12 protein-coding genes, 4 tRNA genes and 1 pseudogene are annotated in these 12,271 nt (G+C 31.5%); 12 read left to right on the top strand and 5 right to left on the bottom strand.

Annotation, left to right across the window (positions count from 1 at the left end; translation table 11 throughout):
* On the bottom strand, positions 1–665 hold a 665-nt coding region (locus L8X40_RS08010), incomplete at its 3' end, for a cache domain-containing protein (RefSeq protein WP_263667651.1).
* A gap of 162 nt (positions 666–827) precedes the next feature.
* On the opposite strand from L8X40_RS08010, the gene L8X40_RS08005 reads away from it, so the two are divergent.
* From L8X40_RS08005 to L8X40_RS07990, 4 genes are all read left to right on the top strand, one after another.
* Positions 828–902, top strand: a tRNA-Gly gene (locus L8X40_RS08005).
* Between the two features lie 10 nt (positions 903–912).
* Positions 913–1,001 (top strand) — tRNA-Leu (locus L8X40_RS08000).
* Positions 1,002–1,017: 16 nt separating this feature from the next.
* Positions 1,018–1,091, top strand: a tRNA-Cys gene (locus L8X40_RS07995).
* A 35-nt stretch (positions 1,092–1,126) separates the two neighbouring features.
* Positions 1,127–1,214: transfer RNA gene (locus L8X40_RS07990), tRNA-Ser, on the top strand.
* Positions 1,215–1,287: 73 nt separating this feature from the next.
* Here L8X40_RS07990 and ilvD read toward each other — a convergent pair.
* Entirely contained in the window at positions 1,288–2,964 is a 1,677-nt protein-coding gene (gene ilvD, locus L8X40_RS07985; protein ID WP_263667650.1) for a dihydroxy-acid dehydratase, read from the bottom strand.
* Between the two features lie 133 nt (positions 2,965–3,097).
* On the opposite strand from ilvD, the gene L8X40_RS07980 reads away from it, so the two are divergent.
* Positions 3,098–4,450 (top strand): Na+/H+ antiporter NhaC family protein, encoded by a 1,353-nt coding sequence (locus L8X40_RS07980; protein WP_391527402.1) that lies wholly within the window; start codon positions 3,098–3,100, stop codon positions 4,448–4,450.
* A 22-nt stretch (positions 4,451–4,472) separates the two neighbouring features.
* On the opposite strand, the gene L8X40_RS07975 is transcribed toward L8X40_RS07980, so the two are convergent.
* The 3 genes and pseudogenes from L8X40_RS07975 to L8X40_RS07965 form a co-directional block, all read right to left on the bottom strand.
* A complete protein-coding gene (locus L8X40_RS07975) occupies positions 4,473–4,871 on the bottom strand; it encodes a hypothetical protein (RefSeq protein ID WP_263667649.1) in 399 nt (132 codons plus the stop codon).
* Between the two features lie 87 nt (positions 4,872–4,958).
* Positions 4,959–5,239: pseudogene (locus tag L8X40_RS07970) on the bottom strand (phospholipase A); the annotation flags it as partial.
* A 1-nt stretch (position 5,240) separates the two neighbouring features.
* The gene (locus tag L8X40_RS07965; protein ID WP_263667648.1) at positions 5,241–5,840 is read right to left on the bottom strand and encodes an NTP transferase domain-containing protein; all 600 of its coding nucleotides are present in this window, start codon (positions 5,838–5,840) and stop codon (positions 5,241–5,243) included.
* Positions 5,841–5,882: 42 nt separating this feature from the next.
* Between L8X40_RS07965 and L8X40_RS07960 the strand changes: the two genes are divergently transcribed.
* The 7 genes from L8X40_RS07960 to L8X40_RS07930 form a co-directional block, all read left to right on the top strand.
* Positions 5,883–7,187, top strand: a complete 1,305-nt coding sequence (locus L8X40_RS07960) for an NFACT RNA binding domain-containing protein (RefSeq protein WP_263667647.1) — start codon at positions 5,883–5,885, stop codon at positions 7,185–7,187.
* 2 nt (positions 7,188–7,189) lie between these two features.
* Positions 7,190–7,510: a hypothetical protein gene (locus L8X40_RS07955; RefSeq protein WP_087700493.1), complete on the top strand. Its 321-nt coding sequence runs from the start codon at positions 7,190–7,192 to the stop codon at positions 7,508–7,510.
* 11 nt (positions 7,511–7,521) lie between these two features.
* Positions 7,522–8,250, top strand: coding sequence for a phosphatidate cytidylyltransferase (locus tag L8X40_RS07950; RefSeq protein WP_214100772.1), 729 nt, complete (start codon positions 7,522–7,524; stop codon positions 8,248–8,250).
* The gene (dxr, locus tag L8X40_RS07945; RefSeq protein WP_263667646.1) at positions 8,247–9,326 is read left to right on the top strand and encodes a 1-deoxy-D-xylulose-5-phosphate reductoisomerase; all 1,080 of its coding nucleotides are present in this window, start codon (positions 8,247–8,249) and stop codon (positions 9,324–9,326) included. The genes L8X40_RS07950 and dxr overlap by 4 nt, the downstream gene beginning before the upstream one ends.
* Entirely contained in the window at positions 9,323–10,711 is a 1,389-nt protein-coding gene (locus L8X40_RS07940) for a M99 family carboxypeptidase catalytic domain-containing protein (RefSeq protein WP_263667645.1), read from the top strand. Before dxr ends, L8X40_RS07940 begins: the two co-directional genes overlap by 4 nt.
* A complete protein-coding gene (tsaD, locus tag L8X40_RS07935) occupies positions 10,708–11,715 on the top strand; it encodes a tRNA (adenosine(37)-N6)-threonylcarbamoyltransferase complex transferase subunit TsaD (protein ID WP_214136346.1) in 1,008 nt (335 codons plus the stop codon). The genes L8X40_RS07940 and tsaD overlap by 4 nt, the downstream gene beginning before the upstream one ends.
* Positions 11,712–12,271, top strand: a 560-nt coding sequence (locus L8X40_RS07930; RefSeq protein ID WP_263667644.1) for a type II secretion system protein, incomplete at its 3' end; no start/stop codon positions are given. The genes tsaD and L8X40_RS07930, both read left to right, overlap by 4 nt.

Genomic DNA, 12,271 nt, shown 5'->3' with positions numbered 1-12,271 from the left:
TTTTTTGTTAGCATTCTATCTTTGTCTTCGTGGAAAACTATTGTTCCTTCTTTGTCATACACACCTGCATAAGAGCTATCAGAATGACCCATTACAAGTACATCTTTTGCAAAAGTATGAAGGTTATAATCACCCCCAATCACTGCTAAAAGTTTTCCATTAATATATACTGGTGCTGTATATGAAACAGTTATAGAATCATCTTCTATACTTTTATATGGATTAGATACAACTAGCTTCCCTTCTGCTTTAGCTTCTTGATACCATGATCTTGTTCTAGCATCAAAACCTGTGGTTTCAGGACTTCTTATTATTCTGTTGGATTGATATAGTTTTCCATCATTATCAAAACCTACATATACTACATTAAATCCAGCAGATTCTTTAATTGTTTCAAGAATATCAAACAATTCGTTTGTGTTAACTTGCGGATTTTTTTGTATAAATTTAACTATAGATTCAATTGCATTCCTTTTGCTTTTTGAGTATATTTCATAAGCTGAATTGACATCTAGCATAGTTTTTGTTTGAATTGCTTCAAGATAATAGGCGGTGTTTTTTTTAGATTCATAATAGCTAATTATATTTACAACTATTAGTATAATTGCTATTAGAAAACAAGCTATCATAGTTAGCTTATTAGATAAACTGTTAAATTTAAACATTTATACTCCTTGTGTAATTTTGATCGTGTATTTTACTGCTGAAAAAATTAGAAAAAAATAAAATTAATTCTTTTTAAATAGAAAAATTATGACGATTACAAGCCAATGTTAAGTGCATTTTATGTGTATTTAAGTTTTAAATTGTATAATTTCAACTTATTTGCGGGAATAGCTCAGGGGTAGAGCACAACCTTGCCAAGGTTGGGGTCGCGAGTTCGAATCTCGTTTCCCGCTCCATTAATCACCCGCCCGGGTGGTGGAATTGGTAGACACAAGGGACTTAAAATCCCTCGGAATTTTTCTTCCGTGCCGGTTCAAGTCCGGCCTCGGGCACCACTTTTTGGTAACTCAAGGCGACATAGCCAAGCGGTAAGGCATGGGCCTGCAAAGCCTTGATCTCCGGTTCGAATCCGGATGTCGCCTCCAATGCGATGTTAATACTTGATATTTTTATTCTTTTACGGGAGATGGCTGAGTGGTCGAAAGCGGCGGTCTTGAAAACCGTTGAGGGTCACACCTCCAGGGGTTCGAATCCCTTTCTCCCGGCCACTTTAACATAATTTTTCATATTTGTTTTACATTTAAAAAGATATTTCTTAATTTCTTAAAGAAATTAAGAAAATTATTCTAAGTCCAAAACACCACCCTTGCTAGCATTACTCACAAGTTTTTGATACATTTTAAGCCATCTTGAATTTACTTGCTTATGAGGTATTTTAAAATTTGCTTTGCGTTTAGCGATTTCATCTTGGGTTAATTTTACATTAATACTATAAACATCTACATCAATTTCTATCTCATCACCATCTTCTAAAAGCGCTATAAGTCCACCTTCAGCAGCTTCAGGAGAAATGTGACCTATACTAAGCCCTCTTGTGGCCCCACTAAAACGTCCATCTGTTATAAGTGCTACTTTAGCACCAAGTCCCATGCCTGTAAGTAATGAGGTTGGACTAAGCATTTCTTGCATACCGGGTCCACCTTTTGGTCCTTCATAGCGTATTACACATACATTGCCTTCTTTAACTTTGCCTTTTATAATGCCTTTAATGGCTTCTTCTTGAGAGTTAAAACAAACTGCTTTGCCTTTGAATTTACGCTCGCCCATGATACCTGCAGTTTTTATCACACAGCCTTGCTCGGCTAAATTTCCAAAAAGCACAGCAAGCCCACCTACATTTGAATAGGCATTGTCTATTTTTCTTATAATATTTTCATCTTTAATGCTAGCAGTTTCAATGCGTTCTTTTAAAGTTTTTCCACTAATATCTAGAGTATCAAGTTCTAAAATATGGCCTGGTTTTTTAGCTATTTCAGCCATTACTGCACTTACTCCACCTGCTTTGTGTATATCTTCCATATAAACAGTATTCAAAGATGGAGCGATTTTGGCTATATGGGCCACATTAGCACTGATGTGATTAAGTTCTTTTATATCCAAATTTACACCCGCTTCATAAGCAATGGCAAGCATATGTAAGATAGTATTTGAGCTTCCGCCCATAGCCATATCAACAACTAAAGCATTGCTAATGGACTTTTTAGTGATGATATTGCGAATTTTAAAATGCTCATCTAGTGCAATTTCACAAATTCTACGCGCAGCTTTTCTTAAAAGTTCTTCTCTTTCTTTGCTAAGTGCTAAAATAGTTCCATTTCCTTCAAGTGCTATACCCATAGCTTCACATAAAGTATTCATAGAATTTGCAGTAAACATGCCCGAGCATGATCCCCCGCTAGGACAAGCTTTACATTCTATATCTTTTAAATCATCTTCATTGATTTTTTTAGCTTCATAAGCACCCACTGCTTCAAAAACAGAACTTAGACTGATTTTTTCTCCATGTTTATTTACCCCAGCTCTCATAGGCCCACCACTAACAAAAATAGTCGGCACATTAACTCTTAAAGCTCCCATGAGCATACCTGGAGTGATTTTATCGCAATTTGGGATACAAATTAGTGCATCAAGTTGGTGCGCATTCATCACTGTTTCAATAGAGTTTGCAATGATTTCACGACTTGGCAAAGAATAAAGCATACCATCATGCCCCATCGCTATACCATCATCCACACCTATGGTGTTAAATTCAAAAGGAATGCAACCATTTTTACGAATTTCATCTTTAATGATTTTTGCATATTCATTTAAGAAAAAATGCCCAGGAATGATATCTATATAGCTATTTGCCACACCTATAAAAGGCTTGTTAAAATCATCATCACTTAAACCACATGCTCTAAGTAAAGAGCGATTTGGTGCTTTTAAGTGTCCTTTTTTGATCGCATCACTTCTCATTTGTATCCTTTTTAAAGTAAAAACTATCATTTTATGCTTTTATTTTGCAATTTTTGCTTAAATTTTTTAAACTTAAATGGTATTTTAAAGAAAATTATTTAAAATGTGCAATTATTTTAATTTAAGGAATGTAATGCTTTTAACTAATCCGGTGTTTATAGGCGTTTTATTAATGACGCTTTTGTGCTTTTTTAGGTTTAATGTTTTGCTTAGTGTTTTGCTTTCTGGACTTTTTGTAGGTATTTGGTCTAAATTTATGAATGTAGAGCATTTGACATTGATAGAGTTTTTTACTCAACTTCCACAAGCTATGATGGATTCTATGAAAGTTTTAATCGATGGTATGCAAGGAAATTTACAAACAGCACTAAGTTATATTTTGCTTGGAGCGGTAGCTGCTGCTATATCAAAAACTAATCTAACAGCATATTTGATTAAAATAGTTTCGCATTATATTTCACATAAAAAATATTTACTTATACTTTCTTTAGCGCTTATTGCTTGTTTTTCACAAAATTTAATTCCTATCCATGTAGCTTTTGTGCCTTTATTGATTCCGCCTTTGTTGAAACTTTTTAATAAATTAAAAATAGATCGCAGGGCTATTGCTTGTGCGTTAACTTTTGGACTTACCACACCTTATATGGTCGTGCCTTTGGGATTTGGGCTTATTTTTCAAACTTTGCTTGTGGATAATTTAAATTCAAATGGAGTGCAAATTAGCCTAGGAGAAGTTTCTCAAACTATGGCTTTTGCGGCTATTTGTATGTTAGTTGGTTTATTTTTGGCTGTGTTTGTATTTTATGCTAAACCAAGAGAATATCAAGAAGAGCAAATTGCCAAAGTGGATTTTGAAAATTTAAAAATGAGCAAAAAAGAGTGGGGTGTTTTAGCTGGTCTTGGATTGACTTTGATTTTACAAATTTTAACGCACAATTTACCTTTATCAGGGCTTTTAGGTTTTGTGTTGATGGTGATTTTAGGTGGAGTAGAGTATAACAAAGTTAATCTGGTTTTTGATGATGGGCTTAAAATCATGGGTTATATAGCTTTTGTAATGCTTGTTGCTTCGGGGTATGGAGAGGTTTTAAAACAAAGTGGTGGTATAGCTGAGCTTGTAAAAACAAGTGTGCCTTTTATGGAGCAAAGTCACTTTTTAGCTATTTTTATCATGCTAGCTATAGGGCTTTTAATCACCATAGGCATAGGTAGTTCTTTTGGTACTATTCCTATCATTGCTGCTTTATTTTGTCCTATATGTATAGAGCTTGGTTTTTCACCTGCTGCGATTATTTTTATCATCGGCGTTGCTGGAGCTTTAGGTGATGCAGGATCACCTGCTAGTGAAACGACTTTGGGGGTGAGTGTAGGGCTCAATGCAGATAAGCAAGGCGATCATATAAAAGATACTTGTATACCAACCTTTTTGTGTTTTAATGGCTCTTTGCTTATATTAGGTAGTGTTATAGCGTTTTGCTTGCTTTAATATTAAAAGTCTTAAAAGACTTTTAATATTCAAATCTTTCCATATAACCACAATCAATTGTAAGAATTTTCATTTGGAATGATTTTATAAACTCGATTATAGGTTCAACTCCACCATAAGGAAAAGAAACGGGGTAAAAATATAATTTGGCAATATTTTCCTCTATTTTTTCTATGGAATGAAAATAATATTCTCCATTTCCTATACAATCAAAAATATCATCAAGCTCCCAGCAATCTTTGCTTGAGAAATATTCTAATTCTTTTTTGCTATAAAAATTATATATACTTTCATCTGTGTATAAATCTTCTATTTGTAAATTTTCATCTTTTAAAATTTTAATATAATTAAACAACTCACATAATCTTTTAAAAGACTTTTCATTATTAATGATAAACTTAATAAAGCATAATTTTTCCATTTTAATATATTAGCAAAATTCCACTTAAGAATCTGCTCGAAGATTTATTATACTCAATAAGATTCTCACCGTAGTTCCATGCCCACTTATAGGAAAATTGATGAAAAATTCAGGCAAATAATTAGTCTCTCTAAAAAGCGATGAATGTTCATAAAGTTGCCACCATGAAATTTGTGTATAGCCTATGTTGTAACTTTCATTTAAACTTAAAAGATTTTCAAAAAGAGTTTTTTTAAGACTAATTTGAAATTTAGGCTTTTATAATCTTTTTTGCTAAAATTATAAGAAACAGGCATAAAATAACTAAGATTATGCGTGCTAATACCAAAAGGATTGTATGATTTTTCTGTGCCAAGATTTTTTAAAGCACTAAAGGCACATAGTATAGGTAGAATTGTCTTTTTCACGAAGCCACTTTTTGTATTCATTAAAATAATTTAAATTTATAAATTCATTTTCATTTTCAAATTCTATAAATTCTGCTTTCATTGTATCACAAAAAAAGGCTAGTTTGTGGTTGTTTTCTTGTAAAAATTGCAAAGTTTTTCCAAAAATTCTACCATGATAAAATCCACATAAATAATGCTTGTGTTTTTTTGTACTTGCTAAGAGTATATTTTGTGATTTTAGATGATCAAAAAGCTTATAAAAACTTTCTTTACTTATGTTTGGAGTGTCTACACTAAGGATAAATACATAGGTATTTTGAAAATGTTTAAGTATAGAATTTAAAGCAATGAGTGGGGAGTAGTTGTTTAAATCTTCATCTAATATAAGAGCTAAGTTTTTTTGGTGAAATTTATCTTTTTTGGTGCTAATAAAAACTTGGGTGAAAATTCTTGACATTTTTTCATACTGATAAAGAGTTAAGTTTTTATCATCTACTTGTAATAAGCTTTTATCTTCTCCCATGCGTGAAGACTTTCCACCACATAAAATCACACAAGGATAGGGAATTTTTTCACTCATAAAAAACCTCATAAATTCATCAAAATATTTTATAATATATTTATGAAATATACAGATTTAATACAAATAAAAGATTATTTTAAACAATTTCAAAGACTAAATTATCTCAAACGCCTTGATGATAATATCTTAGAGCTTAGCTTAGATCATCAAGCTTTTATACTAGACTTAACGCGTGGAAAAAGTGGAATTTACCAAGATAAACTCCAAGCAAAAGTCTATAATGCACCTTTTGATTTTATGCTAAAAAAATACTTCTCTAATGCAAAGATTTTAAATTTAGAAGTATTAGAAAATAATAGAATTTTATCTTTTGAAGTTTTATCAGAAAAATCTTACAAAGCTTATGGAGCTAAGATTTATTTTGAATTTACAGGAAAAAACACCAATGTAATCATCACAGACACCGATGATATTATCATAGAAGCTTTGCGTCATATAGATAAAAGCTACCGCGTTGTAAAAATAGGCGAAAAACTTCAAGCACTAAGAGCTTATGAAATCAAAGAAGAATTTATAAAAATTGATGATTTTAATGCGTATTTTAAAGAAAGTGCTAAAAAGTTACAGCAAGAGCGCATAAAAGATATTAAAGAAAATAAACTTTTAAATGTAGATAAAAAAATCTTTACTCTTAAAGAGAGTATAGAAAATTTAGAGCAAGAAAGTGATTTATTAAAAAAGGCTCAAGAATTAAGCCAAAAAGCAGATGTTTTATTTGCTAATTTAAATTCTTTAAAAGATTATCAAAGAGAATTTATTTTACAAGATTTTAATGCAAATGAGCTTGCTTTTAAGCTCGAAGATACTCCTAAAAACAGTGCGAATGAATTTTATAAAATGGCAAAAAAATTAAAACAAAAGGCTAAAAATGTCAATATAGAAAGAGAAATTTTAAGTGAAAAACTTGATTTTTTAATAAATTTAAAAGACTTAATTGTTAAAAGCGCTTCTTTACGAGAATTAGAAGTTTTAATGCCTAAAAAAACTAAAAAAACTAAAAAAGAAGAACTAAATGTGGGAGTTAGCAGCTTTTATTTTGATGAGTTTAAAATCAGCGTAGGACGCAATGAAAAAGCTAATGAATACTTGTTAAAAATAGCTAAAAAAGATGATATTTGGTTGCATGTGAAAGATTATCCTAGTGCACATGTGATCATTACTTCAAATAAATTAAAAATAAGTCAATTAGTGCTAGAATTTGCAGCAAAACTTTGTGTGGAATTTTCTAAGCTAAGCTCTGGAGCTTATTTGGTCGATTATACGAGTAAGAATTTTGTTAAGGTGAGAGAGAAGGCTTTTGTAAATTATACAAATTATAAGACTTTAAGCATTTTAAAGGAGTAAGTATGCCTATAAGTCCCATAGGTGGTATTCATTTTGCTAACCAAAATGCGCCAGTACATTCAGCACAAGCAAGTAACGAATTAGCAAAAGATTCTTTTGCAACTTTAGTAAATATGAGTGAATTTCAAGCAAAAGAAAAGGCAGTTGAAAAACTTGAAAAAGTTAATCAAACTCATGAAGTAAGTGATGAAGTAAAAGAAAGGCAAGAGGAAGAAAAAAAGCATTCTAAGCATCATCAAGAACAAGAGCAAGAAGATGAAGAAGAACAAGAAGAACAAGAAGTAGTTAAAAAAAGTTCTCATTTGCTTGATTTAAGTATATAGAAAGGATAAAAATGTTTTCAAAGACAAGAATTCTTAGTGCTATTGTGATGATAGCTGTGATAGCTGTTGTTGCTTTAGTGGATAATTTTTTGATTAATTTTGCTATTTTTGGTGTTTTATTGTTTTTGGCATTTAATGAAGCAAAAGCTATGTTTAAAAGCAAACATGCAAGTGTTTTTGTAGCTTTATGTATTTTTGCAATAGGAGCATTTTTAGACAAACCTTTCTTTATAGGCCTTATGGCTTTGATTTTGATTTTGGGATATTTAGTTTATAAAAAAAGTGAAAATTTAAATGAGCTTATGCCTTATATATATCCTACTTTGCCTATTTTAATGCTTTATCAAGTATTAAGCTATGAGGGTATGTTTGTATTGTTTTGGCTTATAGTGATTGTTGTTGCTTGTGATAGTGGAGCGTATTTTATAGGAAAACTCATTGGTGAGAGAGCTTTTTCTCCAACAAGTCCAAATAAAACTTTAGAAGGGGTTGTGGGTGGCATAGTTTGTGCGGGGATTTTAGGAACTATCATAGGCTCTTTTGAATTTAGCTTGGTAAAAAGTATTTATATATCTTTAATCGTAGCTATTTTTGCTGTGATAGGGGATTTACTTGAGAGTTATTTTAAAAGACAAGCAGGTATTAAAGATAGTGGTAATTTAATCCCAGGACATGGGGGAGTTTTAGATAGAATTGATGCTGTTATCATTGCAGCATTTGCAATGGCAACTTTAGTATGATTGTACTTGGAAGTACGGGAAGTATAGGGGTTAATACTCTTTTTATCGCTAAAGAAAAAAATATAAGCATAGAAGCTTTATCTTGTGGTAAAAATATCAAGCTTTTAAATGAGCAAATAGCTCTTTTTAAGCCTAAATTTGTATGTATTCAAGATGAAAAAGATAAAACCTTAGTTGATCATGATAATGTTTTTTGTGGCCAAGAGGGCTTAAAAGCGATGATAACTGAGTGTAAAAGCTCTTTAGTGGTAAATGCTATAGTAGGTTTTGCAGGGTTAAACTCAAGTCTTATGGCGCAAAAACTTGGTAAAACCTTAGCCTTAGCAAACAAAGAAAGCCTAGTAGTAGCAGGGAAATTTTTTGACACTTCTAAGATTAAAGCCATAGATAGCGAACACGCAGCATTAAAGTGTTTGATAGATAAAAGAAAAGATATTAAAAAGCTTTTCATCACAGCAAGTGGCGGGGCTTTTTATAATTATAAAATCAAAGATTTAAAAAATGTCAGCGTAAAAGAAGCCCTTAAACACCCTAACTGGAGTATGGGGACTAAGATCACCATAGATAGTGCTAGTATGTGCAATAAGCTTTTTGAAATCATTGAAGCTTATCATCTTTATGGTATTAAGCAAATAGATGCTTTGATAGAAAGAAAATCTTTAGTGCATGCTTTGTGTGAATTTAAAGATGGTGGTATAAGCGCGTATTTTTCTCATGCAAATATGCGTTTATCTATAGCTCAAGCGATTTTAGATGAGCATGATCAAAGCTTTATAGAAAATTTAGATTTACTAGCCATTTCAAGTTTAAAATTTGAAAAAATTAGTTTAAAAAAATATCCTATATTTTCACTCAAAGATGAACTTTTGAAAGAGCCTGATTTAGGTGTGATTATAAATAGTGCAAATGAGTATATGGTGTATCAATTTTTAGCCCAAAAAGTGCAGTTTTTAGATATAGCCAAGGGCATTTTTAAAGCACTGGATCATTTTGGTGTGCCAAAGATTAACCAAATTGAAGATGTTTTTGAGTACGATAAACAAGTAAGGCTTTATTTAGATAAGGAAGTGAAGTGAGATATTTTTTAAGTGTTTTGATTTTTATAAATGTGGTTTTTGCTTTAGAATTTAGTGTTAAAGAAAAAGGAAAAAGTTTAGATGATAACAATACAGTTTTAATCCTTGGAGGCATACAAGGAGATGAGCCAGGTGGATTTCATGCGGCTAGTTTGCTTTTGAGTGATTATAATATCACTAAAGGTAAAATCATCGTTGCGCCAAATTTGGCTTTTGAAAGTATTATTGCTAGAAATAGAGGAAATTTTGGAGATTTAAATAGAAAATTTGCCCATATAGATGAAAGTGATCCTGATTTTCACACCATAGAGCGTATAAAAAAGCTTATTTTGGATCCTGAAGTTAATATGGTCATAAATTTACATGATGGAAGTGGTTTTTATAGACCACAATATGAAAGTAAGGATAAAAACCCAAACCGCTGGGGTAACACTAGCATTATCGATCAAAGCGAGGTAAATTCTACTAAATATGCAGATTTAGAAAGCATAGCTAAAGAAGCGGTGGAAAATATCAACAAAGCTTTAGTAAAAGAAGAACATCAATATCATTTAAAAAACACCAAAACCCAAGAAAGTAATGATAAAGATATGTTAAAGGCTTTGACTTATTTTGTGGTGTCAAATCACAAAGCAGCCTTTGCTAATGAAGCGAGTAAAAATTTACCAACACATTTAAGAGTGTATTATCATCTTTTGGCGGTGGAGTATTATTTAAAAAAGGCAAATATAGAATTTCAAAGAGCTTTTGAGCTAACTCCAAATGGAGTTTATAGAGCTATTGAAAAGCCTTTAGAAGTAAAACTTTTTAATGATAAAATTTTACTTTATCTTGATAAACCTACTAATGCTATAAATTTCTTACCTTTTCCTGTTAATCAAGCTTTAAATTATGAAGCAAGCAATGAAATTACAGCTGTGATTTCAAATGCTAATTCATACTCAGTCAATTACGGTAATCGCTTGCAAACAAGACTATACCCTGAATACTTTGAATTTTCAAATGCTCTAGATAGTGTTGAAATGATAGTAGATGGTAAAAACATACAAACAACTTTTGCTCAAAAAATTATGGTAAAAAATAGCTTTAAAATTCCTTCTATTGTGGGTGTAAGAGTTAATGTTATAGGTTTTGATAGAGGCATTGATGAAAGTGGTATAGAAATTAGCAAAAATCAAATGCAAAGTCGTTATTCTTTAGATAAAAAAAGAAAAATTTATAGAGTGGAATTTTATGAGTTAAAAAAAGCAAATTTAACCAATCAAGCTTTGGAAAAAAAGACAAATTTTAAAGAAATTAAAAAAGCAAACATACCTGTAAAAGCCATAGAAAAAGCAGAACAAAAAGACAAATTTATCGGTATGGTTTTAGTGGAATTTCAATGAAAAGCTTAATCCTTGCCATAGAAAGCTCATGTGATGATAGTTCTATTGCTATCATAGATAAAAACAGCTTTGAATGCATTTTTCATACAAAAATTTCTCAAGAAAATGCTCATAGTGTTTATGGAGGGGTGGTGCCTGAGCTTGCAGCAAGATTGCACAGTGAAGCCTTACCTAAAATTTTAGAAAAATGCCAAAAATACTTTGATAAGCTTTGCGCCATAGCAGTTACAAATGAACCTGGTCTTAGTGTGAGTTTGATAGGTGGGGTTGCTATGGCTAAAATGCTTGCTATTAGTTTAAATTTACCACTCATAGCTATCAATCATCTAAAAGGGCATATTTACTCTATGTTTTTAGATAAAAAAGCTAGTTTTGATATGGGTGTGTTGCTTGTAAGTGGTGGGCATACTATGGTGCTTTTTATCGATGGGCAAGGTAAAATCACAGAGCTAGCAAGAACAACCGATGATAGCTTTGGAGAAAGTTTTGATAAAGTAGCAAAAATGATGGATCTTGGATATCCTGGTGGAGCTATCATAGAAAATTTAGCTAAAAATGCAAAAGAAAGTGATTTAGAATTTAGCATACCTTTGCTTCATTCTAAAGACTTAGCTTATAGCTTTTCAGGACTTAAAAACCAAGTGCGTTTGGAAATTTTAAAAGAAGAGTTAAGCTTAGAGCGTAAAAGTAAAATCGCCTTTGCATTTCAAAAAGCAGCTATAGCTCATATTTTAAACAAATTAGAAAAAATTTTTAAAGAGTATAAATTTAAACGCTTTGGTATAGTAGGTGGAGCTAGTGCAAATTTAAGCTTAAGAAGTCAAATAGAGCATTTATGTCAAAGCTATCAATGCGAGCTTTTGCTAGCTCCACTTGAGTATTGCTCAGACAATGCTTTGATGATAGCAAGAGCAGCTTGTGAAGCTTATGAGCGTAAAGAATTTGTAAATATAGAAGATGATCTTATAAGCCCTAAAGTAAAAAATTTACAAGGTGTGTTATGAAAAAGGCTTTTACTATTATAGAGCTTGTATTTGTGGTAATTATACTTGGGGTTTTAGCTGCGGTTGCCCTGCCAAAATTTAGCACAAGTAAAGATGAAGCAAGCACGGCTCAAGCTTTGGGAAATTTAAAAACTTTTATCAATGATATAAGTGCTTATGTGTTAAAAAATGAAAGTCTCTCAAATATAGCTTCAATGAGTAATGTAGCAAATATAAAAAATGAAGACTTATCAAATTTACAAAATTCCGCCAAAGAGCTTGATTTTAGCGTGGGAAATGATGAGCAGTGTTTTAAAGTGCTTTTTGTGGATAAAGAAAGTGTTTTGCTTTTGGCATTTATAGTTGATAATACTCAAAAAAGCAAAGCCCAAAATATAGCAGATTTAAAAAATCAAGTCTTGAAGGATCCTAAAAATCAAAGCATAAAAACTCAATTAGACGAAGCGTTAAATGCTTTTAGCCAAAGTGAGCTTACAAGCACTTCAAAGTCCAAGGCTTGTCAAAGTCTAATTCACTCTAAAGCTTTTAAGGATTTAGCTACTAGGGTGTATTTTTT

It is taken from the genome of Campylobacter sp. CNRCH_2013_0855 (assembly GCF_025773025.1).
Taxonomy (GTDB): Bacteria; Campylobacterota; Campylobacteria; order Campylobacterales; family Campylobacteraceae; genus Campylobacter_D; species Campylobacter_D jejuni_C.
The sequence above is the reverse complement of the archived record's forward strand: the minus strand, read 5'-3'. Positions and strand labels throughout refer to the sequence as shown.